Source organism: Sphingomonas sp. BL2, from assembly GCF_056680015.1.
Map to the genome: position 1 here is coordinate 2,352,302 of NZ_CM155261.1, position 24,885 is coordinate 2,377,186.

At 66.0% G+C, this 24,885-nt stretch carries 22 protein-coding genes; 10 read left to right on the forward strand and 12 right to left on the reverse strand.

Translation table 11 applies throughout. The features are described from left to right. Window positions 1-122 precede the first annotated feature (122 nt). From AC1ME3_RS10975 to AC1ME3_RS10985, 3 genes are read left to right on the forward strand one after another with little or no spacing between them, the layout of a single operon-like run. Window positions 123-2,435, forward strand: a complete 2,313-nt coding sequence (locus AC1ME3_RS10975; protein WP_480953165.1) for a ribonuclease R family protein — start codon at window positions 123-125, stop codon at window positions 2,433-2,435. A 50-nt stretch (window positions 2,436-2,485) separates the two neighbouring features. Further along, on the forward strand, window positions 2,486-2,782 hold the full coding sequence (locus AC1ME3_RS10980) for a hypothetical protein (RefSeq protein WP_480953166.1): 297 nt from the start codon (window positions 2,486-2,488) through the stop codon (window positions 2,780-2,782). Between the two features lie 37 nt (window positions 2,783-2,819). Then, window positions 2,820-3,017 (forward strand): hypothetical protein, encoded by a 198-nt coding sequence (locus tag AC1ME3_RS10985; RefSeq protein ID WP_480953167.1) that lies wholly within the window; start codon window positions 2,820-2,822, stop codon window positions 3,015-3,017. A gap of 96 nt (window positions 3,018-3,113) precedes the next feature. Here AC1ME3_RS10985 and AC1ME3_RS10990 read toward each other — a convergent pair whose 3' ends face one another. Then, complete coding sequence (locus AC1ME3_RS10990; RefSeq protein ID WP_480953168.1) at window positions 3,114-4,271, reverse strand: saccharopine dehydrogenase family protein; 1,158 nt, start codon at window positions 4,269-4,271, stop codon at window positions 3,114-3,116. A 108-nt stretch (window positions 4,272-4,379) separates the two neighbouring features. Here AC1ME3_RS10990 and AC1ME3_RS10995 point away from each other — a divergent pair, with 108 nt between their 5' ends. Continuing rightward, the gene (locus tag AC1ME3_RS10995; RefSeq protein ID WP_480953169.1) at window positions 4,380-4,718 is read left to right on the forward strand and encodes a TfoX/Sxy family protein; all 339 of its coding nucleotides are present in this window, start codon (window positions 4,380-4,382) and stop codon (window positions 4,716-4,718) included. Here AC1ME3_RS10995 and AC1ME3_RS11000 read toward each other — a convergent pair. Then, entirely contained in the window at window positions 4,715-6,490 is a 1,776-nt protein-coding gene (locus tag AC1ME3_RS11000; RefSeq protein WP_480953170.1) for an ABC transporter transmembrane domain-containing protein, read from the reverse strand. The two genes, AC1ME3_RS10995 and AC1ME3_RS11000, sit on opposite strands and share 4 nt — an antisense overlap. A 162-nt stretch (window positions 6,491-6,652) precedes the next feature. On the opposite strand from AC1ME3_RS11000, the gene AC1ME3_RS11005 reads away from it, so the two are divergent. Further along, window positions 6,653-7,885, forward strand: coding sequence for a polyhydroxyalkanoate depolymerase (locus AC1ME3_RS11005; RefSeq protein ID WP_480953171.1), 1,233 nt, complete (start codon window positions 6,653-6,655; stop codon window positions 7,883-7,885). A gap of 39 nt (window positions 7,886-7,924) precedes the next feature. Here the strand turns inward: AC1ME3_RS11005 and AC1ME3_RS11010 are convergent, their stop codons facing one another. The 3 genes from AC1ME3_RS11010 to AC1ME3_RS11020 all read right to left on the reverse strand — a co-directional run bounded on the left by AC1ME3_RS11010 (window position 7,925) and on the right by AC1ME3_RS11020 (window position 10,595). Further along, entirely contained in the window at window positions 7,925-8,407 is a 483-nt protein-coding gene (locus AC1ME3_RS11010) for a pyridoxamine 5'-phosphate oxidase family protein (protein WP_480953172.1), read from the reverse strand. 389 nt (window positions 8,408-8,796) lie between these two features. Beyond that, entirely contained in the window at window positions 8,797-9,975 is a 1,179-nt protein-coding gene (locus AC1ME3_RS11015) for an acetyl-CoA C-acyltransferase (protein WP_480953173.1), read from the reverse strand. Window positions 9,976-10,115: 140 nt separating this feature from the next. Beyond that, the gene (locus tag AC1ME3_RS11020) at window positions 10,116-10,595 is read right to left on the reverse strand and encodes a MaoC family dehydratase (protein WP_480953174.1); all 480 of its coding nucleotides are present in this window, start codon (window positions 10,593-10,595) and stop codon (window positions 10,116-10,118) included. Window positions 10,596-10,707: 112 nt separating this feature from the next. Here AC1ME3_RS11020 and putA point away from each other — a divergent pair, with 112 nt between their 5' ends. Next, window positions 10,708-13,755: a bifunctional proline dehydrogenase/L-glutamate gamma-semialdehyde dehydrogenase PutA gene (gene putA / locus AC1ME3_RS11025; RefSeq protein ID WP_480955813.1), complete on the forward strand. Its 3,048-nt coding sequence runs from the start codon at window positions 10,708-10,710 to the stop codon at window positions 13,753-13,755. A gap of 358 nt (window positions 13,756-14,113) precedes the next feature. Here putA and AC1ME3_RS11030 read toward each other — a convergent pair whose 3' ends face one another. Continuing rightward, window positions 14,114-15,289 (reverse strand): mechanosensitive ion channel family protein, encoded by a 1,176-nt coding sequence (locus AC1ME3_RS11030; RefSeq protein ID WP_480953175.1) that lies wholly within the window; start codon window positions 15,287-15,289, stop codon window positions 14,114-14,116. Between the two features lie 11 nt (window positions 15,290-15,300). Beyond that, the gene (locus AC1ME3_RS11035; protein ID WP_480955814.1) at window positions 15,301-16,257 is read right to left on the reverse strand and encodes a DNA topoisomerase IB; all 957 of its coding nucleotides are present in this window, start codon (window positions 16,255-16,257) and stop codon (window positions 15,301-15,303) included. Between the two features lie 182 nt (window positions 16,258-16,439). Here AC1ME3_RS11035 and AC1ME3_RS11040 point away from each other — a divergent pair, with 182 nt between their 5' ends. Further along, a complete protein-coding gene (locus AC1ME3_RS11040; protein WP_120301195.1) occupies window positions 16,440-17,003 on the forward strand; it encodes a type 1 glutamine amidotransferase domain-containing protein in 564 nt (187 codons plus the stop codon). A gap of 56 nt (window positions 17,004-17,059) precedes the next feature. On the opposite strand, the gene AC1ME3_RS11045 is transcribed toward AC1ME3_RS11040, so the two are convergent. Genes AC1ME3_RS11045 through AC1ME3_RS11055 form a run of 3 tightly spaced genes read right to left on the reverse strand, consistent with a single transcriptional unit; the run spans window position 17,060 to window position 19,654 of the window. Continuing rightward, window positions 17,060-18,142 carry an acyltransferase family protein gene (locus AC1ME3_RS11045; RefSeq protein WP_480953176.1) on the reverse strand — a complete coding sequence of 361 codons (1,083 nt, stop codon included), beginning with the start codon at window positions 18,140-18,142 and terminating at the stop codon, window positions 17,060-17,062. Beyond that, entirely contained in the window at window positions 18,139-19,506 is a 1,368-nt protein-coding gene (locus tag AC1ME3_RS11050) for a putative O-glycosylation ligase, exosortase A system-associated (protein WP_480953177.1), read from the reverse strand. The genes AC1ME3_RS11045 and AC1ME3_RS11050 overlap by 4 nt, the downstream gene beginning before the upstream one ends. Further along, a complete protein-coding gene (locus tag AC1ME3_RS11055) occupies window positions 19,499-19,654 on the reverse strand; it encodes a hypothetical protein (RefSeq protein ID WP_480953178.1) in 156 nt (51 codons plus the stop codon). Before AC1ME3_RS11055 ends, AC1ME3_RS11050 begins: the two co-directional genes overlap by 8 nt. 100 nt (window positions 19,655-19,754) lie before the next feature. On the opposite strand from AC1ME3_RS11055, the gene AC1ME3_RS11060 reads away from it, so the two are divergent. The 3 genes from AC1ME3_RS11060 (at window position 19,755) to AC1ME3_RS11070 (ending at window position 23,443) form a co-directional block, all read left to right on the forward strand. After that, complete coding sequence (locus AC1ME3_RS11060; protein ID WP_480953179.1) at window positions 19,755-20,963, forward strand: TIGR04063 family PEP-CTERM/XrtA system glycosyltransferase; 1,209 nt, start codon at window positions 19,755-19,757, stop codon at window positions 20,961-20,963. Beyond that, window positions 20,963-21,769, forward strand: a complete 807-nt coding sequence (locus AC1ME3_RS11065) for a hypothetical protein (protein WP_480953180.1) — start codon at window positions 20,963-20,965, stop codon at window positions 21,767-21,769. The genes AC1ME3_RS11060 and AC1ME3_RS11065 overlap by 1 nt, the downstream gene beginning before the upstream one ends. A 105-nt stretch (window positions 21,770-21,874) precedes the next feature. Next, entirely contained in the window at window positions 21,875-23,443 is a 1,569-nt protein-coding gene (locus AC1ME3_RS11070) for a spinster family MFS transporter (protein ID WP_480953181.1), read from the forward strand. A gap of 208 nt (window positions 23,444-23,651) precedes the next feature. Here AC1ME3_RS11070 and AC1ME3_RS11075 read toward each other — a convergent pair whose 3' ends face one another. Together AC1ME3_RS11075 and thpR are read right to left on the reverse strand one after the other, a co-directional pair. Beyond that, window positions 23,652-24,188, reverse strand: a complete 537-nt coding sequence (locus AC1ME3_RS11075; protein ID WP_480953182.1) for a superoxide dismutase family protein — start codon at window positions 24,186-24,188, stop codon at window positions 23,652-23,654. A gap of 44 nt (window positions 24,189-24,232) precedes the next feature. Further along, on the reverse strand, window positions 24,233-24,790 hold the full coding sequence (gene thpR, locus AC1ME3_RS11080; RefSeq protein ID WP_480953183.1) for an RNA 2',3'-cyclic phosphodiesterase: 558 nt from the start codon (window positions 24,788-24,790) through the stop codon (window positions 24,233-24,235). Window positions 24,791-24,885: the final 95 nt, after the last annotated feature.

Here is a 24,885-nt window from a genome sequence, read left to right on the forward strand (position 1 = left end):
GGACCGGCTACAAACGGCCAGTCGGGCGAAAACGATCGTCGTTCTGGCGGTCAGTACGGTCGAGCGAACTGGCGGAGCGGTTGCGGGGTGACGGAACGCATCGGTGTGCTTATCTCTGCGCGATGTACAAACCAAAAGCCGGTCTTCCGACGCGCGAGCAGATCCTCGACTTTATCGCCTCTTCCGATGTGCCCGCGGGCAAGCGCGAGATCGCCAAGGGCTTCGGGCTCAGCGCGCAGGACAAGATCGGGCTGAAAGCGCTGTTGAAGGACATGGCCGACGAGGGGCTGATCGACAGCGCCCCCGGTCGCGCGTTCCACAAGATGGGTGGCATCCCGAAGGTGACGGTGCTGCGGATCGCCGATGTCGACGACGGCGGCAACGTCTGGGCGGTTCCCGAGCGATGGGAGGCGGAAGGTGTTCCCCCGCCGCGGCTGCGTGTGCGCGAACGCAAGCGTGGTGCGCTTGGGGTCGGTGAGCGAATTCTTGCGCGTACCGAGGAGGCTGGGAACGGCTGGATCGCGCATCCGATGAAGGTGCTTGCGCCGGCATCCGAGCAGGTGCTCGGCGTGTTGCGCGAAGAGGCCGGACGCCTCTGGCTGACGGGTGTCGACAAGCGTGAGCGGCGTGAGTTCGCGGTTGCAGACGCAGGTGGCGCGGCGCCGGGCGATCTGGTGTTGGCGGAACTCGCGGGGAAACCGCCCAAGATTGCCGCCCGTGTGGTGCAGAAGTTGGGTGATCCGTTCGCGGCACGCAGCTTCTCGCTGATCGCGATCCATAAGCTCGGCATTCCCGACGTTTTCTCGCAGGAGGCGCTCGACGAAGCGGAGCGGGTCTCGAAGCTGCCGTTGGGGGAGGGGCGTGAAGATCTGCGCGACCTGCCGATCGTCGCGATCGACCCAGAAGATGCGCGCGATCACGACGACGCCGTCTGGGCGGAAGCGGACGACGATCCCGCGAATGCCGGCGGCTGGAAGGCGATCGTCGCGATCGCGGACGTCAGCTTCTACGTGCGACCGAAATCCGAGGTCGATCGCGAGGCTCGGCGGCGCGGGAACTCGGTGTATTTTCCCGACCGCGTGGTGCCGATGCTGCCGGAGATCCTCTCCGCGGAGGTGTGTTCGCTGAAGGAGGGTGCCGACCGTGCCGCGCTCGCGTGTCATTTGCGGATCGGCAAGGATGGCTCGCTGAAGTCGTGGCGCTTCACGCGCGCGGTGGTGCGGATCGCGGCGAACCTGGCGTATGAGGAGGCGCAGGCGATCATCGACGCCTCCTCCCCTCCCGCCTTGCGGGAGGGGTCGGGGGATGGCGGTGCCGCGCTCGACCCGGTCGCAAGTCAGGGAACTCCTCCCCCGACCTCTCCCGTAGACGGGAGGGGAGACATGCTGAGCGTGCTACATCCGCTGTGGGCCTGCTGGCACGCGCTTGCCAAGGCACGGGATGCCCGGGCGCCGCTCGATCTCGACCTTCCCGAACGCCGGGTCGTGCTCGACGAGCAGGGCCGCATTATGTCGGTCTCCCCGCGTGAACGCCTCGATGCGCACCGGCTGATCGAGGATTACATGATCGCCGCAAACGTCGCGGCCGCCAAGGCGCTCGAGGCGAAGAAGGCGCCGGTCATGTATCGCATCCACGAGCCGCCGAGTCGCGAGAAGTTGGCGGCGTTGAAGGAATATCTCGAGACGTTCGACGTGCCGTTCGCGCTCGGGCAGGTCGTCCGTCCGTCCACGTTCAACCACATTATCGAGCGGATCGGCGATGCGGATTTCCGGCCTCAGGTCATGGAGCAGATCCTGCGTACCCAGACCCAGGCTTATTACGCGCCCGGCAATCACGGGCATTTCGGCCTCAGCCTCGGCAGCTATGCGCATTTTACATCGCCGATCCGGCGCTATGCCGATCTGCTCGTCCACCGTTCGCTGGTCTCGGCTTACGGGCTTGGCGAGGGCGGGTTGCCGGCGGACGACGCGGCCAACATGGAGTCGGTCGGCGAGATCATCAGCCGGCTCGAACGCCGCGCGATGGAGGCCGAGCGCGACACGACCGACCGCTACGTCGCGGCGTTCCTGTCGGAGCGCGTCGGCCAGGTGATGGACGTGCGGATCACCGGCGTCACCAATTTCGGCTTCTTCGCGACGGTCGAGGGGATCGGCGGCGACGGCCTGATGCCGGTGCGCGATCTGGGCGGCGAATATTTCCGCTTCGACGAGGGCGCGCGGACGCTGACCGGGGAGCATAGCGGCGACGTCTTCGCGCAGGGTCAGACGCTGGAGTTGCGGCTGGCGGAGGCGAACCCGGTGTCGGGCGCGCTACGCTTCGAGATGCCCGAGGGGAAGGGCGCGGCCCAGCCTCTGCGTGGCGGACGCAAGCCGGTGCGCGAGATCAAGCGGCGTGGTCGCCCAACGAACATCCGCCATCAGGGCAAGCGGCGTTAGGAATTGCGCAAACCCCTCGCGCTATGCGAGATCGGCGCGGGGGGAAGAGTATGCGGGGACTTATTCTAGGCCGATCGCGACGACGGATCGTCAAGGATTTCGTCGCGGCACGGGCCACGTCGGCTGATCGTGCGATCGGCTATGTCGCGAAGGACGCGCGGATATTCCGCCAACTTCGAGTCTATGGCGCGATTGTCGACGACGGAGCCGGGCGCTATCATCTCGATGCGCGAAAGCTCGGCGCATTTCGCGCTTCGGTGCGACTTCGAGCCGCAGCGATCGTCGGGGTATCGGGCGTCGCTGCAAGCGTTGCGGCGGCGGCGACGGTCTTCACGCTTGCCGAATAAGCTTTCGCCGGAAAGGCCAAGCCCATCCGGCATGCCGATGGCGTTGCGTCCGCATCGGATTCGCGGAGTCGTCCCGGCACTGCTTCTGGTACGACACGCGATCGGACCCGACGATGCGATCGCGTTCCAACCTCGTGACGCTCCGGAGCAGGCGACGTTCGATCGGCTACGCGCCAACGGCATCGTCCGCGAAACCGTGCCAGGTCGCTTCTATTTCGATCTCGCATCGCATTGAGCCGCGATCGAGCGACGCCGACGTCTCGCCGTGCCGATCGCCATCATCGTGTCGGTGCTGATCGCCTGGATCGCCCCGCGGTTCTTCCGCGGTTGATCACCCGACCGTGAAGGTCAGCCCCGCCTTCGCCACCAGCCGATCGCGCAACTTCGCCCCCATCAGCGCACCCGGCGTCCAGATCCCGCCATCGCCCTCCACGTCCTGGACGAGGCACAGCGCCGCCTCGGCGATCATCTTGCTGGTCGAGCCATAGCCCGGATCGCGGTCGCCGGTGACGACCGTGTCGATCCGCTCGCCATCCGGCATGATGCCGGCGAACAACAGGTCGTAATGGCCGGCATCGCGCTCTTCCTTCGACGGGCCTTCGCCGGGTTTCGGCCCCTTGTCGCCCGAGAACGGATTGAACTTGGCGATCGCCTCGGCCGCGACCTTGCCGAGATCGCCCAGCCCCGCGACCATCATCTCGTCGTAGACGAAGTCCGCGCCATACGCCTCGCCGAGCAGGAAATTGGTGCGGTGGACGTTCTTGGTGTTGATCGGCGCCATCACGAACGGCGCGACCCAGGCCGAGAGGGTCGTATCGTATTCGGGGATCAGGCCGGTCGGCTGGTGCGGTCCCCGGAAGCCGGGAGTTAGCGCGAACGGGCTGGTCAGCAGCTTGACGATGCCGGGATCGCGCGCGGCGGCGGCGAGCGTCGCCTTGAGGCTGGCCGCAGTGCCGCCGGAGAACGTCCCCTGCATTTTTCGCACGCGACCTTTCACGCGGGGAGCGGGGGCGCCGTATTTGGCCTTTGCCGCCTCTTGCAATGTCAGCACGCCGAGATCGAACGGAATGCTGTCGAACCCACACGAGAAGACGATCCGCGCGCCCGTCCGCGTCGCCTCGCCCTCATGCGCGTCGATCATGTGGCGCATCCAGGCGGGCTCGCCGCACAGGTCGACATACCCGGTGCCGGTCGCGGTGCAGGCGGCGACGAGTGCGGAGCCGTAGAGCTGGTACGGTCCGACGGTTGAGATGACGACGGTAGCGCGTTCGGCCAACGTGCGCAGGCTGGCGGGGTCGTCGGAGTCGGCGGTGATCAGCGCGGTGTCGGCAGGCGCTCCGATCAGGTCGCGGACCTCCTGCAGTTTCGACAGCGAGCGCCCCGCCATCGCCCACCGAACGCCGCTGGGATAGGTCTGGACGAGATACTCCGCCACGAGCCGGCCGGTGAACCCGGTCGCGCCGTAGATGACGATGTCGAAGTCGCGCATATCCATCTCCTCTTTTGCCGAGTTTGCGCGCGGGGGCATGGCATCGCAAGTGAAACGCCATCGTCGGCGTGGCTCGCCAAGGCCGCGCCGATCTGCGAGGATCGCCCGATGGCATCCGATCGCAAGACCGTCGCGTTCATCGTCGACCAGCTCGCCGCGGCGGGGGAGGTCTCGGCAAAGCCGATGTTCGGCGAATACGGCTTCTATTGCGACGGCAAGATGGTCGCGCTGATCTGTGACGAGCAGCTCTTCGTCAAACCGACACCGGGCGGCCGCGCGTTCGCAGGGGCGATCGACGAGGCGCCGCCTTATCCGGGCGCGAAACCGTGCCTGTTGGTCGATGCGGATCGCTGGGACGATGCGAAGTGGCTCGCCGAACTCGTCCGCATCTCGACCGCCGAATTGCCGATGCCGAAACCGAAGAAACCCAAGCCCAAGAAGGTCTAGGCGGCCTCGTTGAACTGCAGGCTGGCGAGCCGCGCGTAGAGCCCGCTGTTGGTCATCAACGACCCGTGTGAGCCTTCCTCGACGATCTGCCCGTCGCTCATCACGATGATCCGCTCGGCCGCGCGTACGGTCGCTAGGCGGTGCGCGATGACCAGCGTGGTGCGGTTCGTCATCAGCCGCTCGAGCGCCTCCTGCACGAGCCGCTCGCTTTCGGCATCGAGCGCACTGGTAGCCTCGTCGAGCAGCAGGATCGGCGCATCGCGAAGCAGCGCGCGGGCGATCGTGACGCGCTGGCGCTGGCCGCCCGACAGCCGCGCGCCGCCTTCGCCGAGGAAGGTGTCGAGGCCTTCGGGCAGCTTGCGCAGGAATTCGTCGGCGTTGGCGGCTTCGGCGGCGGCCCAGAGCTGGTCGTCGGTTGCGGACCAGTCGCCGTAGCGGAGGTTGTCGCGGGCCGAGGCACCGAAGATGATCGTCTCCTGCGGCACCATCGCGATCCGCGCGCGGACCTCCGCCGGATCGGCATCGCGCAGGTCGATCCCGTCGAGCGTCACGCGGCCGGCGTCGGGGTCGTAGAAGCGCTGGACCAACTGGAAGAGCGTCGTCTTGCCCGCGCCTGAGGGGCCGACGACGGCGACCGTCTCGCCCGGCTTCACGTCGAGCGAGAAGCCGTTGAGCGCGGCGACGTCGCGGCGTGTCGGGTAGTGAAACTGCACGCCCTCGAACGCGATCGCGCCGCGTGGCGGTTGGGGCAGGGCGACCGGGTTGGCGGGCGCGGCGATCTCGGGCCTTTCGCGTAGCAACTCTGACAGGCGTCCGGCCGCACCGGCGCCGCGCAACAGGTCGCCATAGACTTCGGTGAGCGCGCCGAATGCGCCTGCGACGATCCCTCCGGTCAGCACGAACGCGGCGATCGCGCCGCCGCTGATCCGCCCCGCCGCGACGTCGATCGCGCCTTCCCACAGGACCAGCGTGATCGACCCGAACACGAGCCCTATGACGATCGCGGTCATGACCGCACGCAGCATGATCCGCGCGCGAGCCGCAGCAAACGTCGCGGCGACCGCGTCTCCGAAGCGGATCGCCTCGCGGCCTTCTTGCCCGAATGCCTGCACGACCTTCATCGCGCCGAGCGTCTCGGTAGCGATGGAGCCGACGTCGGCGACGCGGTCCTGCGAGGTGCGGGAGTAGTTGCGGACGCGTTTGCCGAGCAGCGCGATCGGCAGGATGATCAGCGGGATCCCGATCATCAGCATGCCCGCGAGCTTCGGCGAGATCGCGAACAGGTAGATCAGCCCGCCGATCCCGGTGAAGGTGTTGCGCAGGGCTATCGACACCGTGCTGCCGACGACCTGTTCGATCAGCGCAGTATCCGACGTGAGCCGCGAGGCGATTTCGGACGGGCGGTTCTCCTCGAAGAAGCGCGGCGTCAGGCGGAGGAGGTGGAGCTGCACGTTGGTGCGGATGTCCGCGACGACGCGCTCGCCTAGCCACGAGACGTAATAGAAGCGCACCGCGGTCGCGAGCGCGAGCACCACGACGATCATCAGCAAATAGTGGAACGAGTTGGCGACCGACCCGCCTGCACCGGGGCCGAAGCCGCGGTCGATCACGCGCTTGAATCCGTATGGGATGCCGATCGTCGCGGCCGAGGTCATCATCAGCGCGAGCCCCGCGAACGCGATCTGGCGAGGATATTGGGAGGCGTGACGCCATACCATCGCAAGATCGCCGATCCGGCGGGACGTCTTCTCTTCGGGTATCGGCTTGGCCATGCGCGGTGCCTAGCAGTGGCGGGGGTGGCGCTCAACGAGAACCGGGCGTCGCCGAGAGCGGTGATCCGGTCGCGCGAGAGGGAGCGACGGTCGATCGCGCGTTGCACTGCGGCAAAATTGCGTTACCACCGTGCAAAGCCCGATGAGGCGAGAGGATACCGCATGCTCTACGATGCCTATGAATTCCAGCGTTCGATAATGGCCGGTGCCAGCAAGATGGCCAGCTTCGGCGCGGATATGCTCAACAATCCGGCAAACCCGTTCGCCTATTTGGGCGGCGGCACGGTGGTCGCATCGGCGCTCGAAGTGTTCGCACACGCGAATGCCACTCGTGGCAAGCCGGCGTTCGGGCTCGACACGACGACGGTCGACGGCCGGGAGGTCGCGGTGCGCGAGGAGATCGTGCTGCGGAAGGACTTCGGGCAGCTGAAGCGGTTCGTGCGCGAGGGTGTGGAGGGCGGTCCGAAGCTGCTGATCGTCGCGCCGATGTCGGGGCATTACGCGACCTTGCTGCGCGGGACGGTCGAGCGGATGCTGCCGTTCGCCGACGTCTACATCACCGACTGGCGCGACGCGCGCAGCGTGCCTCTATCGGCGGGGCGGTTCGATCTCGACGACTACATCGATTATCTGATCGAATATCTGGAGACGATCGGCGCAAACGAGGGTCAGGGGGGCACGCACATGCTCGCCGTCTGCCAGCCCTCGGTTCCCTGTTACGCCGCCGTCGCACTGATGAGTGCGGACAAGAACCCGTGCCGTCCCAAGACGCTGACGATGATGGGTGGTCCCGTCGATACGCGCGAGGCGCCGACCGCGGTGAACACGCTGGCGACCGAGCGGCCGCATGCGTGGTTCGAGCATAACGTCATCGCGACCGTGCCGGGCAATTATCCGGGTGCGGGGCGGAAGGTGTATCCCGGCTTCCTCCAGCTTGCCGGGTTCATGTCGATGAATTTGGGCAACCATATGGTCTCGCACTGGGAGATGTATAAGCATCTCGTTCAGGGCGACGGCGAAAGCGCGTCGCAGAGCCAGGATTTCTACGAGGAATACCGCTCGGTCTGCGACATGACCGCGGAATTCTATCTCCAGACGATCGACGTCGTGTTCCAGAACCATGCGCTGCCGCGTGGTATCATGACGCATCGCGGCCGGCTGGTCGATCCGGCGGCGATCACCGACATTGGGTTGCTCGCGGTCGAGGGTGAGCGCGATGATATTTCGGGGTTGGGGCAGACCAAGGCGGCACTGACGCTGGCGACTGTGCTACCCGACGAGAAGAAGCGCTATCTGATGGCGGAGGGGGCCGGTCACTACGGCATCTTCAACGGCTCGCGTTGGCGGGACAAAATCGCGCCCGTGGTGGAAGAGTTCATCACCGCGAACGGGTAAGAGAAATGGGCGGCCTTTTGCGGGCCGCCCATATTTGGTTCAGGCGATCGAGTTCACCACCGCGTGGCTGCTCGACTCGTCCGAGCGGATCGTGCCGCCGAACAGCATCTTCAGGCGGCCGCCGACCGAGATATCGGTTTCCCAAAGCTCGGCGCTGTCGATGTCGAAGCGCAGCAGCGTCAGGTTCGGGTCTTCCTTGCCGCCCGGAAACCATGCCTCGACCTGGTTGTTCCAAAGCTTGTCGATCTGCGTGCGGTCGTTCGACGTCGAGACGTCGCCCGCCATGCATGCAAAGAAGTCATGGCCCTTGCCGACGAACTGCGCCATCGCCGCGCCGCCCTTGGCGATGCGGTTGTCGCGGCCGGCGAAGAAGAACAGCGTGTTGGGCTGATCGTCGTCGATCTGCGCGGTCATCGGCTCGGAATGCTGGCCGTCATGCAAGCCGATCATCACGAACGGGCTGGCCTTCAGCTTCTCGATGAACTTCGCTGCGACTTCCTGCGGGGTATCCTTGTCGGCCATCGTCATTCTCCTATTGGCTTGGATTGCCACTGAGAACGGGCGGGGCGGAGGTTGGTTGCGCGTACCGTTACGCGATGCCGCTTGGTGAAAGCGTGTGGAGGGCGCCATGATAGCGATGGCAGTAGTTCTGCTGCCGAACAAGAAAGGTAAGGTGTATGCAACTTGCCGATCTGTGCATCATCCTCGGCATGCTCTTCGCCTTCGCGACATTAGTCGTGAAGATCATCGAAGTGTCACGCAAAGGCTAGGTGCACGGGAGGGGCTCGATCTAGCAGTCGAGTCCCAAACGTATTGAGCCCCGGCCGCTAGCACGACCGAGGCTCAGACAAGAAAGGCGGTGTATGCAACGCCGGTACAGTACATGCGCTACACCAGCGTAGATTTCAAGGTCACAGTACTTCGAACAACCCGGCTGCGCCCATGCCGCCGCCGACGCACATCGTGACGACGACGTACTTCGCGCCGCGACGTTTGCCCTCGATCAGCGCGTGGCCGGTCGCGCGGGCGCCGGTCATGCCGTAGGGGTGGCCGATCGAGATCGCGCCGCCGCTGACGTTGAGCAGCTCGTCGGGGATGCCGAGGTTATCGCGGCAATAGAGCACCTGCACCGCGAACGCCTCGTTCAGTTCCCACAGGCCGATATCGTCCATCTTCAGGCCGAAGCGCTTGAGCAGCTTGGGGATCGCCACCACAGGCCCGATACCCATCTCGTCGGGCTCGGTGCCGCCGACCGCTATGCCGACATAGCGACCGAGCGGCTGGAGACCGCGCTGCGAGGCGATCTTCTCTTCCATCAGCACCGACGACGACGATCCGTCCGACAACTGCGACGCGTTGCCAGCGGTGATCGTGAAGTCGGGACCCATCACCGGCTTCAGCGACTGGAGACCTTCGAGCGTGGTGTCGGCGCGGTTGCCCTCGTCCTTGGTGATCGTCACGTCCTTGTACGTGACTTCCTTCGTCTCCTTGTTGACGATGGCCATGTTGGCATCGACCGGCACGATCTCGGCATCGAAATAGCCGGCGGCCTGCGCGGCGGCGGTGCGCTGCTGCGACTGAAGCGCATAGGCGTCCATCGCGTCGCGGCTGATGCCGTAGCGCTTGGCGACGACCTCGGCGGTCTGCAGCATCGGCATGTAGACGTCCTTGTGCATCGCGATCAGCTGGGGATCGGGCGCGACGCGCATCTGCGGGGTCTGGACGAGGCTGATGCTCTCGACGCCGCCGCCGATCGTGATGTCCATGTTGTCGGTGATGATCTGCTTGGCCGCGGTGGCGATCGCCATCAGGCCGGAGGCGCACTGGCGGTCGACCGACATGCCCGAGACGGTGACGGGGAGGCCGGCGCGCAGCAGCGACGTGCGGGCGATGTTGCCGGCTTGGTGGCCTTGCTGGAGGGCGCAGCCGAAGACGACATCGTCAACTTCGGCGCCGTCGATGCCGGCACGTTCGACCGCGGCCTTGATCGAATGCGACGCCAAAGTCGGGGCGGGGGTGTTGTTGAAGCCGCCGCGATAGGCGCGGCCGATGGGGGTGCGGGCGGTGGAGACGATGACGGCTGAACGCATGGGTATTCCTCTTCTTCACGCCCCTCCCGCGTGCGGGAGGGGTTTGGGGTGGGCGCCCGGCCAATGCGGGCGAAACGGTTGTGGAGAGCGGCAGCCCACCCCCCCCCGGCCCCCTCCCGCAAGCGGGCGGGGGAGCAGAATCAAACGAAGACCTGGCTGATCCATTCGGCGATCAGGGCGGGCTTTTCCTGGCCCTCGATCTCGACGGAAAACGCGTTGGTCTGCTGCCACTGGCCGGGGCGTTTCTCGTCGAACGAGAGCAGCTTGAAGCGGCCGCGCACCTTCGAGCCCGAGCGGACCGGCGTGAGGAAGCGGACCGAATTGCCGCCGTAATTCACGCCCATCTTTGCTCCCTTGATCGTTGGCGCCTCGGGGACCTTCGACGACAGCAAAGGCATCAGCGAGAGCGTCAGGAAACCGTGCGCGATCGTCCCGCCGAACGGGGTCTGCGCGGCACGGACCGGATCGATGTGGATGAACTGGTGGTCGCCGGTCGCGTCGGCGAACTTGTCGATCATCTCTTGCGTGACCTCGACCCAGTCGGAGACCGTCTCGGTGCCGATGCGCTGCTGCATCTGCGCGGTGGTGATCGTCGCCACGGCATTCCCCTCAAAGCTCATTTGGCGCTAAGCGCTGAAATGTCTCTAGGCGTACAGGCAAGCGGATCGCAAGCCTCACCCAACCGGAAGCTGGAAAATGTCGACTGCCGTAACGTCCAATGCCCGCGATATCATGGCAAAGCTGTACCGCGCGAGCGAACCCGATGTTCTAAAACCGTTGCTGGACCGCGCCGCGCTCGATTCGGACTCGCGCGAGCGGGTGATGGGGCACGCGCTGGGCCTGCTCGCGGACCTGCGCGCGGCGCAGAGCAAGGGTTGGGTGAACCAGTTCCTCCAGGAATATCGGCTGAATTCGTCGGAAGGCGTCGCGTTGCTGTCGCTGGCGGAGGCGTTCCTGCGCGTGCCGGATCCCGAGACCGCGGATCTGCTGATCGCGGACAAGCTGGGCGATGCCGACTGGCGCGCGCATGCGGGCAAGTCGAATTCGAAGCTCGTCAATTCGGCGACCTGGGGGCTGGTGGTCGGCCGCGTGCTGGTCGGCGAGGGATCGACCGGACCGCTGCGGCGCCTGATCAGCCGCGCGGGCGAGCCGTTCGTGCGCCAGGCGGTCGGCGCAGCGATGAAGATGATGGGAGAGATCTTCGTGATGGGCCGCACCATCGACGAGGCGATGAAGCGGATGCGGCGACCTGAGAACAAGGGCTTTACGGCGAGCTTCGACATGCTCGGCGAGGCGGCGCGGACGCATGCCGATGCGCAGCGATACTTCCAGGCGTATGTCGGCGCGGTCGATGCGGTCGGGCGCGATCCGGCGGCGGGGCACTCGATCTCGGTCAAGCTGTCGGCGTTGCACCCGCGGTACGAGGTGGCGCGGTGGAGCGAGTGCGTCCCCGCGCTGACCGAGATGCTGGAGGCACTGGCGGTGCAGGCGGCGTCGAAGGGCATCGCGCTGACCGTCGACGCGGAGGAATCCGAGCGGCTCGAAATGAGCCTCGACATCATCGGCACGGTCGCGGGGCTTCCTTCGCTGAAGGGCTGGGACGGGTTCGGCATGGCGGTGCAGGCCTATGGCAAGCGCGCGCGGCCGGTGATCGAATGGGCGAACGGGCTGGACCGCGTGATGAACGTGCGGCTGGTGAAGGGCGCGTATTGGGATAGCGAGATCAAGCGCACGCAGGTCGAGGGGCTGGCGGATTACCCGCTGTTCACGCGCAAGGCGGCGACCGACGTGTCGTATCTGGCGGTGGCGAAGGACATGCTGGCGGCCGAGAATATCCGGCCGGCGTTCGCGAGCCACAACGCGCTGACGGTCGCGACGATCATGGAGTGGGCGGGCAACTCGCGCGACTTCGAGTTCCAGCGGCTGCACGGGATGGGTGACGGGCTGTACGAGCGGCTGGTGCAGGAGAACGGCTATCATTGCCGGGTGTATGCGCCGGTTGGCGGGCACCGTGACCTGCTCGCGTATCTGGTTCGGCGGTTGCTGGAGAATGGGGCGAACTCCAGCTTCGTGCACCAGTTGGCGGATGAGCGGCTGACCGAGGCTGAGATTTTGGCGGATCCTGTGGCGAAGATCGCTGCGGTGGGGGGGAAGCGGCATCCTAGCATTCCATTGCCGGTGGATCTGTTCGGGGCTGGGGGGCACCGGAATTCCGCCGGGTTGGATTTGAGTGATGTGGGGACGTTGGAGGCGACGGTTGCTGCCGTTAATTCCCCCCTCCCGCATGCGGGAGGGGCCGGGGGTGGGCTCGCGCTATCGTCGTCGGCTACGGCTGGTGATGAGCGGGCAGCCGCAAGCGTTGCGGCCAGTGGTGAGCGCGTGCCCACCCCTAGCCCCTCCCGCTCGCGGGAGGGGGATGCGGTTGCGGCTGCCGTTGGACGTGCGCATGCGGCGTTCCCCGGTTGGTCGACTACGCCGGTCGACGAGCGCGCGGCTTGCCTCGAACGGCTCGCCGACCTGCTCGAGAAGCATCGCGACGAACTCATGGCGATCTGTGTGCAGGAGGCGTTCAAGACGATTGGCGATGCGATCGGCGAGGTGCGCGAAGCGGCGGACTTCTGTCGCTATTATGCGCAGCAGGCGCGGCTGAACCTGCATCCGATCGAACTGCCGGGGCCGACGGGCGAGCGGAACACGCTGCATATCGAGGGTCGCGGTGTCTGGGCGACGATCGCGCCGTGGAACTTCCCGCTGGCGATCTTCCTCGGGCAGACGGTGGCGGCGCTCGTCACCGGCAACACCGTGGTCGCCAAGCCTGCGCCGCAGACCCCGCGGATCGCGGCGCGTGCGGTGGAACTGGCGCACGAGGCTGGCGTGCCGGTCGATGCGCTGGTGCTCGTGACCGGCGGGCCGGAGGTCGGCGCCGCGCTGACCGTGGACGTGCGCATCCAGGGTGTCGCGTTCACCGGATCGACCGCGACGTCGCGGAAGATCGCGCGGTCGTTGCTCGACGACGAGACGCGGCCGATCGTGCCGCTGATCGCGGAGACCGGCGGGATCAACGCGATGATCGTCGATTCCACCGCGCTGCCCGAGCAGGTGGTGGCGGACGTGATCGCCTCGTCGTTCCGGTCGGCGGGGCAGCGTTGCTCGGCATTGCGCCTGCTGCTGGTGCAGGAGGATATCGCCGACGGCGTGATCGAGATGCTGTCGGGGGCGATGGAGACGCTGCGGATCGGGCGCTCGGGCGATCCCGCGACCGATGTCGGGCCGGTGATCGACCAGGCCGCGTATGACCGGCTGATGGTGTATCGTGAGAGCGTGAAGGCGAAGATCGTCAAGACGCTCGATGCGCCGGCTGATGGGCTGTTCGTGCCGCCGACTCTGGTGCGGATCGGGGCGATCGAGGACCTCAACCAGGAGTGGTTCGGGCCGATCCTGCACGTCGCGACGTGGGAGGCGGGGAAGCTGAGCGAGACGATCGCTCGGGTCAACGCGAAGGGGTATGGGCTGACGATGGGCCTGCATAGCCGTATCGCGCGGGCGGCCGAGGTGATCGAGGCCGAGGCTGCGGTGGGGAATTTGTATATCAACCGGTCGATGATCGGGGCGGTTGTGGGGTCTCAGCCTTTTGGGGGCGAGGGGCTTTCGGGGACTGGGCCTAAGGCTGGGGGGCCGCGGTATCTGTATCGGTTCTGTGCGGAGCGGGCGATTTCGGTGGATACGACGAGTGCGGGGGGGAACGCGACGTTGTTGTCGTTGGATGAGGGTGGGATTTAAGCGGACCGGCGGGACACCGAAGCGTGTCAGCTAACGTACCGATCGAGCACCTCCCCGGCGGAGGCCGGGGTCCAGCTGGGAGACGTTGCTGACGGGTGTTGCGCTTCGTTACTGCGACCTCACCAACTGGACCCCGGCCTTCGCCGGGGTGGTGCCGGGGTATGGCGGCAGGCTCCTCACGCCGAGCGTAGTCTGACAGCGGCAACTTTGCAGTATGCTAGTCCGGAAATGTTCCCCGCGAAGGCGGGGACCCAGACTGAGCTCCCGCCTTCGCGGGAGAACAAGGTAGGGTAGGGCTGCCCTAACCGGCGCGTACATTCCGAAGCCGAAGGAAGGCCTCGAGCGGCCGGGTAGATAATCAGGCAAGCGTTGCTTCCGCGTCCGACCGTCGCCCTTCGGGATACGGCATCACGACCGAGCCATCCGGTGCGGCCATCATGTTGACCTGCGTCGGGAAGGCGATTTCGATCTTCTCGTCGTTGAAGCGCTTCAGGATCGCGATTCCGACCGCCGTCCGACCGTCGTAGAAGCTCGCATAATCGGGCCCCTTGCTGTCGAACTGTACCTCGAAATCGAGGCTCGACGCGCCGAAGCCGGTGAATCCTGCGCGGGTGAAGATCTTGTCGTTGGCCTCGACGATCTCCTTCAGCATCGCGGGGATGCGCGAGCAGACCTCCGGGGGCGTCGAATAGGTGACACCGATGAGGAACTTCGCGCGGCGATGGTTGCGCTGCGTGTTGTTGAGGATCTCCTTGTTGAGGAGGTTCTTGTTCGAGATCACGCGCTCCTCGCCATCGATGCCGCGGATGCGTGTCGATTTGAGGCCGATCGCCTCGACGCTGCCCGAGGCGGTGTCGTAGCTGATCGAGTCGCCGCGGCGGAACGGGCGGTCGAAGATGATCGCGAGCGCGGCGAACAGGTCGGCGAAGATGCCCTGCGCCGCCAGGCCGATCGCGATGCCGCCGACGCCCAGACCCGCGACGAGGCCGGTGACGTTGACGCCGAGATTGTCGAGCACGACGACCAGTGCGACCGCGAAGACCACGAAAGTGACGAGCAGGCGGATCAGGCCCATCGCGGAGAGCAACGCTTCACCCGAATAATGTTCGGACTGCGTACGGTGCTCGATCGCGCCGAGGATGATCTCGCGGACCCAGACGGCCGCCTGAAACACCGCGGCGACGGTGAAGAGGAAGTTGATCGTCGTCGCGACTTCGCCGGGGGCGGCGGAATAGCCGGCGACCAGCTTGGCGGCCAGCATGACGATGAAGAAATTGCCGGTGCGGGCGATCGCCTTGCCGACGACGATGCCCCAGCCGTTGAGCGCGCGCGGACGTTCGCAGAGTTTGCTGCCGAAACGGCGCGCGGTGTGGAGCGCGACGACGATCACCGCGCCGATTCCGAATGCGATCAGGATCTGGAGCCAATAGGCTTGAATCCAGGCGACGCTGGCAGTGACGAAGCCTTGGGCCTGATCGCCGACATCGCCCGCGTCGAAGATCGGTTGCTTGGCGGCGGCAGTGGTATTGGTCATGGAAATACTCGTCAGGCCGCTTTGGCCAGTGTCGCAACAGCAGGCGTGCCGGCTTCGAGGAAGGTGATCAGGCCACATTCCTCGCGGCTGAGATAGCGCTTGGCGCGGGGAAGGCGGAGCGCCTTGCGGAAGGTCGATTGACCGGTCTTCACCAGCGCGATGAGTGACGGGTGAACATAACTCTTCCGCGCGATCGCGTGGGTGTTGCCCAGGCGGGCGACTACGGGTTCGAGCATCGTCTTGAGGCTGAGGTCGCGTTCGGCGGACGCGAGCGCCTCGAACGCGGCAACGCTGGCAGCCCAGGTGCGGAAGTTCTTTGCGGTGAAATCGGTGCCGGTGACGTCGCGGATGTAGCAGTTGACGTCGGTCGAGGTGACTGGGTGCGCGACGCCGGCATCGTCGAGCCATGCGAACAGATGCTGTTCGTCGAGGTCCTGGCATTTCTTGACGAAGCTGCTGAGCGACCGATCGGTGATCCTGAGCGTCCGCATCTTGCCGGACTTGCCCTTGTACTGGAGTTTCAGAGTCGAGCCCTTCACTTCGCCGTGGCGCTTGCGGAGCGTGGTGGCGCCGAAGCTCTCGTTTGCCTCTGCGTAAGCCTCATTGCCGATACGGATGTGGCCGCCGTCGAGCAGGCGGATGACCGCTGCGACTGCGCGTTCGCGGGTCAGCGAGCGCTTGCGGAGGTCGGCCTCGACCGCCTTGCGGATCTTGGGGAGTGCGTGGCCGAAATCGGCGCAGCGCTCGTACTTGGCGGCTTCCTGTGCTTCGCGAAAACCCAGGTGATAGCGGTATTGCTTGCGCCCCTTCTCGTCCCAGCCGACCGCCTGGATATGGCCGTTGGGCTTTGGGCAGAACCAGGCGTCGCGGTAGGCGGGGGGTAGGCCGACTGCGTTCAGCCGGTCGATCTCGTCGCGGTCGGTGATGCGTTCGCCCTTGGCATCCCAATAGCCCCAGCCGTTCCGCATCTTCTTGCGGGTGATGCCGGGCTTGGAGTCGTCGGAATACACGATCTTGGTGGGCAATGCGGTGGTCCCTTGGGGGCGTCTGATTCTGACTATCTCTGCAAATGTTCGGGAAGGCGCATCGTTCCGGAACGAGGCGGGCTGCGCTTGGTTGAGGGGGCACGGGATTTCACTGGAGACATGACATGGCCGATCTTTCCCAAGCTCGCGTATTGATGCTCGCTGCCGATGGTTTCGAGACCGTCGAACTGTTCGAACCGCGCAAAGCGCTGGAGGCGGCGGGGGCGAAAGTGACGCTCGCGTCGATCAAGACCGACCCGATCCAGGGCATGAAGGGCGACATCAACAAGGCCGAGACGGCGACGCCCGACTTGACGCTCGACGAGGTCGATACCGACGATTACGACGCGCTGGTGCTGCCGGGCGGCGTCGCCAATCCCGACACGATGCGCCAGCAGGAGCGCGCGATCGAGATCATCACCGAGTTCATGGAGGACGGCAAGATTATCGCCGCGATCTGCCATGCGCCGTGGCTGCTGGCCGAGGCGGACGTGATCGATGGTCGCCGCGTGACGAGCTTCCCGTCGATCCGGACGGACCTGGAGAATGCGGGCGCGGACGTGGTGGACGAGGAGGTCGTGGTCGATGGCAATTTGATCACGAGCCGCAAGCCGGACGATATCCCTGCGTTCAACAAGGCGATCATCGACGCGCTGGAGGAAGAACTGGCCGACGAACCAGTCGACTGACCTGTTCCCCTCCCGCTTGCGGGAGGGGCTAGGGGAGGGGAGTGGGCACCGACCTGTTACGGACGCCCCTCCCCCGACCCCTCCCGCAAGCGGGAGGGGAGCCCGTTGAGCCAGCGTTGAGCGGGGCGTTCTATCAGGTGGTAGAGGGCGATCGAGGCTAGCAGAACCAGGCCGAGATACAGCGCGATCCTGGTTGGCGGGACTGCGGTCGCGTCGCTGACGAAGACGAGTTTGAACGCCTTCCAGAGAATGAAGTGGCTGAGATAGGTCGCGTAGCTGATCTCGCCGAGATAGTGTGTCCATCTCAGTTCGAACGGATTGGCCGGCTTGTCGGCGGTCAATGCTAGCAAAAGCAGGACCACGGCGAACAGTGCCGGAACGACCAGCGTTTCCAGCATGCCGGCGATCCAGCCGCCTGTGAAAAGCACAGCCACGAGCGCCGCCCATACCGGCGCTCGTGACGCGCTACGCCAGCGCAGCCATAGCGCGCAGACGATGCTGCCGGTCGTAAACTCCATCAGGCAGCGAAGCAGGCCGTAGCGCGGGATGTCGGTGCCGAGCGTCGGCGCGTCCATCGCCAGGTGCAGGCCGACCAGCATGCCGCCGGCAATCGCCAGCAATGCCCAGCTCGGCAAGCGCCGCCAGTCCACCGCCATAACCAGCAACGGAAACAGCAGGTACGCGCCCAGTTCCGCGCTGATCGACCAGGCCGGGTCGTTCCAGGCGAGGTGATGCGTGAAGCCCCAGTTCTGGAGCAGCAAGACGTGCAGCGGCAATTCCGGAAACACGAACTGCGGGTCGCTGCGGCCGGTCGCGCGGAGCAGCAGCGCCAGTGCGACGGCGCCGCCTAACGTGACAAGATGCAGAGGCCAGATACGGGCGATACGCTTTTGCAGGAAGCGCGGAATGCTTGCCGCGCCGCCGGTACGAATGCGCTCGGACCAGGTCAGCCAGATCACGAAGCCGGACAGCAGGAAGAAGAAGTCGACCGCCAGATACCCTTTGGCGAAGACGTCGCGCACGCCGCTGGGCAGCCCCGCGATCGACAGGCGAATGTGGTAGAAGACGACGAACCACGCGGCGATTCCTCGAACGCCGGTGAGCGCGCGCAGTTCGTGGACCGGCGCTCGGTCGATCACGTGGAGGTTACGCCGTTAGCTACAGGTTGGGCGGCAGGGGCCACACGGCGCATCGGCCGGAACGACTGCTCGCTCCGCTTGCGCGCGAGATACGTGTCCAGACCGATCTGCGCGCCGATCAGCATGTAGATGAATGGCTGGAACGCGATCGCGATGAACCCTGCTCCGAGCAGGTAGACGATGTGTCCGCTTTGCAGCGCGGCGGCGAGCGGTCCGGCCCAGGCGAATTCCCCGTCCGGATCGCGGTAGCGGCGGCGAATGAATTCCATGCGGACGATGCCGATCAGGTTGATCGCGAGCCATATCGCAAGACCGGGATAGCCCTGCTCGCCGAGCATCTCGAAATACGCGCTGTGATACGCGCGGGCCTTGTCGACCTCGACCTTGGGGGCCTCGGCAGCGCCGGGCGTGGTCTTTAAATCGTAGCGGATGTGGTTGCCCAGATACGCGTTGAAGCCCCCGCCGAACGGGTTCGCCTTTGCGTATTCGATCGTCCACTTCCACACCGCGAGCCGCGTCGAGGCGGATTCGTCCGCGTCATAGGTCTTGATGGTGTTCATGCGGTTGGTGAAGGTCGAGGGCAGGAACGGGATCGCTGCCAGCCCGAGGACGCCCAGCATCGCCAGATACGCGACCTTGCGTTTCACGTTGCGGATCGACAGCAGCGAGAGCAGGCCGATGCAGAGCAGCCCGGTGCGCGTCGACGTGCCGACCGGGATCAGCAGGCAGGCGAAGACGAGCGCCAGACAATAGGCCTTCACGCGCCAGTCCGGCCTGAAGATCGTGCCGTGGTGCATGAACCAGACGATGATCGGGACGATCGCGATCGCCACCGCGCTGATCGTGCTGCCCTCGTAGAGCCCTGAATTATTGTCGACCATCAGGTTCAACTGGCCGTAACCGCCGCCGCCGCTGGCGATCGTCTTGATCCCGCCGACGACGATGATCGACGAGGCGGCGAGGATCATGAACAGCAGCAGCGCCTCGATCCGGACGCGCGTGCGCAGCGTCAGGGGGAGGAACGCGGCGAAGGCGAGCGCCTTCCACACCCAGTCCCATTTCTCCTTGGCCTCGACGGGAAAGTCAGCGGCGATCGTCGTCCCCCAGCAATAGAGCAGCAGCAGCACGATCAGCACCTGTCGCCCACCGACGCGCGTGTCGCGCTTGTCGTCGGCGAGGATCCACCCGCCGACCGCCAGCGTGACCGCGATCAGCGAGATCGGTACCGAATTGAGTAGCAGGTAGGTCAGCCGCTGCGGCGATACGATGTCGATATAGACATAGACGAGCACGAGAAGGAACGGCCGCTTGAACCCCATTCCGAAGAACGCGAGCAGGAACGCGATGAACGCGAGATCACGCATCGCGGCGGGGTTTCTCGCTAGCCTTGCGCTTGGTATCCGAACTGTCGTGCGGGCTGGGCTCGCGATCGAGATCGGGACGTTTGAGCAACAGGAACGCGGCAAGCATCATCAACCCGTGGCTGAGGCCGAGCGCGAGATTGTCGATCATGGGTACGGCCTCCTTTCCGAATATGCGGACATCACGGAATCGTCTGTAGGTATAGTCGGTTGACGCGCCGTTAAGCGATCTGTGGCAGGGGGATAGCACGATGCGTATCCTTCATATCCTCGATCACGGCCTGCCGCTGCAAAGTGGCTACACGTTCCGCACGCGGGCGATCCTCAAGGCGCAGGAGGCGCTCGGCTGGACTGTCGCTGCGGTGACCGGCCCGCGGCACGGTGTCGCGCCTGCTTCGGTTGAGTCGGTCGACGGGCTGACCTTCCACCGTACGGATGCTGGCGTGAAGCCGGGACCGGTCGGCGAGGTCGTCGGGATCGCGGCGTTCGCCAAGCGGATCGAGGCGGCGGTCGATGCCTTCAAGCCCGACATTCTCCATGCGCATTCGCCGGTGATCGATGCGCTTGCCGCGCTGATCGTCGCGCGGAAACGCAAGCTGCCTCTGGTGTATGAGATCCGCGCGTTCTGGGAAGATGCGGCGGTCGGCAACGGGACGGGCACCGCGACGTCGTTGCGCTATCGGGCGACGCGGGCGCTGGAGACGTGGGCGGTGCGGCGGGCGGATGCGGTTGCCGTGATCTGCGAGGGCCTGCGCGGCGATCTGATCGCGCGGGGAATCTCGGGGGACAAGATCATGGTGTCGCCCAACGGCGTCGATCTCGATCTGTTCGGCAACGCGCCGCCGCGTGACGATGCGCTGGGGGCTAAGCTGGGGCTCGACGGTGCCGATGTCGTCGGGTTCATCGGCAGCTTCTACGATTACGAAGGGCTCGACGATCTGATCGCGGCGATGCCAGCGCTGGTGGCGCTGCGGCCCAAGGCGCGGCTGTTGATGGTCGGCGGCGGGCCGATGGAGGTGACGTTGCGCGCGCAGGCGGAAGCTTCGCCGGTGGCGGATGCGATCCGCTTCGTCGGGCGGGTGCCGCACCAGGAGGTCGAGCGCTATTACGGGCTGGTCGACATTCTTGCCTATCCACGCAAGCGCATGCGGCTGACCGATCTGGTCACGCCGCTGAAGCCGCTGGAGGCGATGGCGCAGGGGCGGCTGGTCGCGGCGTCGGACGTCGGCGGGCACCGCGAACTGATCCGCGATGGCGATACCGGCACGCTGTTTCCGCCCGACAGTCCGCCGGCGATTGCGAATGCTCTGGCGGGGATGTTCGCGGATCGCTCGGGGTGGGACGAGCGGCGTGCGCGGGGGCGTGCTTTCGTGCAGGAAGAGCGTAACTGGTCGTCAAACATTCGCCGTTATGCTCCAGTCTATGAACGGCTGATCGCGGCCGCGGTGCGGGAAAATTAATGGCAGAGTTTGCTCTTCGGACTTTGCAGCGTGGCAATCTGAATCGTCTGGCGCCGATCGTCGGTGCGATCGCCGGGGGCGTGATCGCGGCGGTGGGCGTGATGCTGTCGTCGGGCGATGCGCTGGAGGCGCTCGTGTCGGACACGGGTATAGCGGCGCTTATCCCGATGGCGGCGCCACCGCTCGGTGCCACTGCGCGCGCGATCCTCGCGCTGGGGGCGGGGGCGTTGGTCGCGGCGATCCTGTGGTCGTCGCTGTACCTATTGTTCGGGCCGGGTGGGGCGTTTGCCGGTGCGCGGCCACGGGAAGACGGCGTACCGGTGATCCGCCGCGCCGACGCACATCCCGACGCACCGCCGCGCAAGCCGATGTCGGCGGCTGATCTCGGTACGCCCTTGATGGAGGTCGGCGTTGCGGGCGCCGCCGACGGAACCGCGCGCGATGAGCGGGCTATTCCCGCCGATCTCGACCTGCCGCTGGCCGCCTATGATCCGAAGGCGATGCGGCCCGTGCCGATGGAGCCTGCCCGGCCGGTCGCGCCGCTGGCGCAGCCAACGATGGTCGCGCCGGTGATCGAAATGTCGCCGACCGCCGAGCCGGACACGTTCGTGACCGCGCCCGTGCCGAAGCCGGTCGAGCCGCCGGTCGTCGAAACGTCCGAACCGGTGGAGGAGGTCAGCGCGCCGACGCCGATTGCCCGGCCTTTGCGTGCGCAGGCCGAGCCGACTGTGCCGCCGACGATCGAGACGCTGTTGCAGCGACTGGAACAGGGGGCGCTGCGTCGGGGTCGGATCGGGTCGCACTGAGGTAGATGCTCGCCGCTCGCTCTGGCGTACCCGAGCCTGCCGAAAGCGCTGTTTCTCTCTTCTCGCCTCTGATACCCATAGCTCGAAAAACATCGGGGAGGGATCATGGCAAACGCCGAAACCGTTATGGGCGAGCCGGCGAAAGGTGCATCGCGCTACGCTTGGTACGTGCTGTCGATCCTGTTCCTCGTCTACGTCCTGAACTTCGTCGACCGGCAAATCATTTCGATCCTGGCGGAGGACATCAAGCGCGACCTGGGGCTCAAGGACCAGGATCTCGGGTTCCTGTACGGCACTGCGTTCGGCGTGTTCTATTCGCTGTTCGGTATTCCGCTGGGGCGGTTGGCGGACAATTGGCACCGCGTCAGGCTGATGACGATCGGGTTGTCGCTGTGGTCGGTGATGACCGCGCTATCGGGCTTTTCGAAGACCGGCGGGCATCTTGCCGCGGCACGGATCGGCGTCGGGATCGGCGAGGCGACGGCTAGTCCTTCGGCATATTCGATTATCTCCGACTATTTCCCGAAGCGGCTGCGGGCAACGGCTTTGTCGATCTATTCCGCTGGATTGTACGTGGGCGGCGGCTGCTCGTTGTTCATCGGCGGGCTGATCGTGCAGGGCTGGAACAAGGCCTATCCGGGCGGCGGGCCGCTCGGGCTGGTCGGTTGGCAGGCGGCGTTCATGGCGGTCGGCGTGCCGGGGCTGTTGCTCGCCGTTTGGATCGCGACGTTGAAGGAGCCGATCCGTGGCCTCGTCGAGGGGCTGCCCGAGCCGGAGAAGCATCCGGCGCCGTTCCGCGCGTTCGGGGCCGAACTGGTGACGATCGTGCCACCGCTGACGTTGATCGGTGCGGCGATGGGTGGAGCGCGGGCGCTTGGGTACAACCTTGTTGCGCTAGCGCTGGTGGTCGCGGCTGTGTCGGGGCTGGTGGCGGCGGGCGAGCCGTGGCCGCAATGGGTGGCAATTGGGATCGGCGTGTATGCGGTGTTCTCGTGGGCGTCCGCGCTCAAGCGGCGTGATCCGCCGACGTTTGCGCTGATCGTCGGGACGCCGGCGTTCCTGTGCACTGTCGTAGCGTATGGGCTGAACGCGTTCCTCAGCTATGCGGCGAGTTTCTGGGCGGCGCCGTATGCGTTGCGCGAGCTTGGCGCGACGCCGGCGTCGGCTGGGTTCATGATCGGCAGCCTTGGCGCGACCGCGGGGTTCCTCGGGCTAACGATCGGCGGCGTGGTGTCGGATCGGTTGCGGCAGCGCAATCCGGCGGGGCGGTTGTGGGTGGTGATCTTCGGCGCGGTGGTGCCGGTGCCGTTCCTGATCCTCGCTTTCACCGCGTCGTCGCCGGTCGCGTTCTATACCGGGATATTCCTCGCGCAGTTGACCGCGTCGTGCGCGCTGGGGGCGGCGGCGGCGACCACGCAGGACATGGTGTTGCCGCGGATGCGGGGGACGGCGACGGCGACGTTCTTCATCGGGACGACGCTGATCGGGCTGGCGCTCGGGCCGTATATGGCGGGGCGGGTGTCGACGCTGACCGGGAGCTTGTCGATCGGGATGTTATCGTTGCTGGTGGTGACGCCGATCACGCTGGTTTGTGCGGTGGCGGCGTACCGGCTTGCGCCGGGGGCCGAGGCTACGCGGGAGGCTCGGGCGCGGGCCGCGGGCGAGGACATTTAATTCTCCCGTTCGTCCTGAGTAGCCGTCGAGTAGCTGCGTCAGCAGCGTATCGAGATGGCGTATCGAAGGACAGGTTGGCGTACGGAACCTGTGCTTCGATACGAGCCCTCTATACGCCGCCTTCGGCGACTACTCGGTCTCTACTCAGCACTAACGGAAATTATACACGCAAAGGCGCCCCTCCGGAAGCATAGGAGGGGCCATGCACTCACCCCGCCTGGAACACCCCGCAGGCGATCCGCCCGCCACTGTTGCCGGCCGGGTCGGTCATCAGATCGTCCGGACCCGCATGCACCACGAACGCCGAGCCGTCCGCATCCATCAGGCCTGCCATCGTCGCGCCTGGGATCGTGATGCCGATCGTGCCGCGGCCATCGGTGCCGATGACGAGGTTGGGCAGGTCGCCTTCGTGTGGGCCCTGCGGGTTCATGCTGCCGTGCTTCATGCCGGTCGGGTTCCAGTGGCCGCCCGCGGTCGTGAAGTCGGGGGCGTCGCAGCGGCCGACCATGTGGATATGCGCGCCGTGCGTGCCGGGGGGCATTGCCTTGGCGTCGAGCGTGAAGCGGAGGCCGCCGGCCACTTCGGTCGCCGTCGCGCGGCCGACATCGCTGCCGGTCGCGGTCTGGAGCGTTGCCGTGGCGCGCTGCCCGCCGGATACGGGGGCACCGGTCTCCATGCCAGTCTTCTCGCAGGCGGTCAGCCCGATCGTTGCCGCGCCGAGCAGTGCCAGTGTCGCAATCCGCATAGTGTCTCTCCCTGTTGATCTCTTGGCGAACCCTTCGCCGTGGCTCAGGTTCCACCCTCGGTATCGAGCGCCCAGCGAGCGACGGGTTCGTACGTCGCGCCGTCGCGGCCGAGATGGCTCTGGTACAGTACGAGATGGGGTAGCGGGAAGGGTGCGCTCGATAGCGCGGCGTGGGTGGCGAGCCAGTCCTCGATCGCGAACCCGACGCCCGCCGACCGCGCCAGCCGCGCGACGGTGATGTGCGGAAGATACGCGCGATGTTCGGGCGGGAGGCCGGCGCGAACGCATGCCTGGTCGACCTTACGGTGGAGCGCGGCGAGCGCCTCGTGCGGCGTCACGCCGGCCCAGAGCGTATCGGTCCGCCCACGCTTCTCGAAACGGCTGACTCCGGTCAACGAGACGCTCGGGATCGGCGCGACGACTTGGCTCAGCGCGACCGCGATGTCCTCGGCGACCGGCCGTTCGACCTCGCCGATGAAGCGCAGCGTCACGTGCAGCTGTTCCTCGTCCTGCCAGCGGGCGGACGGCACGCCCTCCATTATGTCGAGCAAGCTCTGACGGATAGCGGGTGGCGGGCGGAGGGCTACGAAAAGGCGGATCATGGATTGCGGCAGGTTAACCGCGAACCACCGTACCGATGCAACCACTCTGCTTGAAAAGCGTCCTGTAAAGGACGATATTCACTGTAACCGGCACC

Excerpts from the sequence above, each read along its gene's own strand:
- AC1ME3_RS10975 (WP_480953165.1), top strand. The coding sequence starts at position 123 with ATGTACAAACCAAAAGCCGGTCTTCCGACGCGCGAGCAGATCCTCGAC.
- AC1ME3_RS10980 (WP_480953166.1), top strand. The coding sequence starts at position 2,486 with ATGCGGGGACTTATTCTAGGCCGATCGCGACGACGGATCGTCAAGGAT.
- AC1ME3_RS10985 (WP_480953167.1), top strand. The coding sequence starts at position 2,820 with ATGGCGTTGCGTCCGCATCGGATTCGCGGAGTCGTCCCGGCACTGCTT.
- AC1ME3_RS10990 (WP_480953168.1), bottom strand. The coding sequence starts at position 4,271 with ATGCGCGACTTCGACATCGTCATCTACGGCGCGACCGGGTTCACCGGC.
- AC1ME3_RS10995 (WP_480953169.1), top strand. The coding sequence starts at position 4,380 with ATGGCATCCGATCGCAAGACCGTCGCGTTCATCGTCGACCAGCTCGCC.
- AC1ME3_RS11000 (WP_480953170.1), bottom strand. The coding sequence starts at position 6,490 with ATGGCCAAGCCGATACCCGAAGAGAAGACGTCCCGCCGGATCGGCGAT.
- AC1ME3_RS11005 (WP_480953171.1), top strand. The coding sequence starts at position 6,653 with ATGCTCTACGATGCCTATGAATTCCAGCGTTCGATAATGGCCGGTGCC.
- AC1ME3_RS11010 (WP_480953172.1), bottom strand. The coding sequence starts at position 8,407 with ATGGCCGACAAGGATACCCCGCAGGAAGTCGCAGCGAAGTTCATCGAG.
- AC1ME3_RS11015 (WP_480953173.1), bottom strand. The coding sequence starts at position 9,975 with ATGCGTTCAGCCGTCATCGTCTCCACCGCCCGCACCCCCATCGGCCGC.
- AC1ME3_RS11020 (WP_480953174.1), bottom strand. The coding sequence starts at position 10,595 with ATGAGCTTTGAGGGGAATGCCGTGGCGACGATCACCACCGCGCAGATG.
- putA (WP_480955813.1), top strand. The coding sequence starts at position 10,708 with ATGGCAAAGCTGTACCGCGCGAGCGAACCCGATGTTCTAAAACCGTTG.
- AC1ME3_RS11030 (WP_480953175.1), bottom strand. The coding sequence starts at position 15,289 with ATGACCAATACCACTGCCGCCGCCAAGCAACCGATCTTCGACGCGGGC.
- AC1ME3_RS11035 (WP_480955814.1), bottom strand. The coding sequence starts at position 16,257 with ATGCGGAACGGCTGGGGCTATTGGGATGCCAAGGGCGAACGCATCACC.
- AC1ME3_RS11040 (WP_120301195.1), top strand. The coding sequence starts at position 16,440 with ATGGCCGATCTTTCCCAAGCTCGCGTATTGATGCTCGCTGCCGATGGT.
- AC1ME3_RS11050 (WP_480953177.1), bottom strand. The coding sequence starts at position 19,506 with ATGCGTGATCTCGCGTTCATCGCGTTCCTGCTCGCGTTCTTCGGAATG.
- AC1ME3_RS11055 (WP_480953178.1), bottom strand. The coding sequence starts at position 19,654 with ATGATCGACAATCTCGCGCTCGGCCTCAGCCACGGGTTGATGATGCTT.
- AC1ME3_RS11060 (WP_480953179.1), top strand. The coding sequence starts at position 19,755 with ATGCGTATCCTTCATATCCTCGATCACGGCCTGCCGCTGCAAAGTGGC.
- AC1ME3_RS11065 (WP_480953180.1), top strand. The coding sequence starts at position 20,963 with ATGGCAGAGTTTGCTCTTCGGACTTTGCAGCGTGGCAATCTGAATCGT.
- AC1ME3_RS11070 (WP_480953181.1), top strand. The coding sequence starts at position 21,875 with ATGGCAAACGCCGAAACCGTTATGGGCGAGCCGGCGAAAGGTGCATCG.
- AC1ME3_RS11075 (WP_480953182.1), bottom strand. The coding sequence starts at position 24,188 with ATGCGGATTGCGACACTGGCACTGCTCGGCGCGGCAACGATCGGGCTG.
- thpR (WP_480953183.1), bottom strand. The coding sequence starts at position 24,790 with ATGATCCGCCTTTTCGTAGCCCTCCGCCCGCCACCCGCTATCCGTCAG.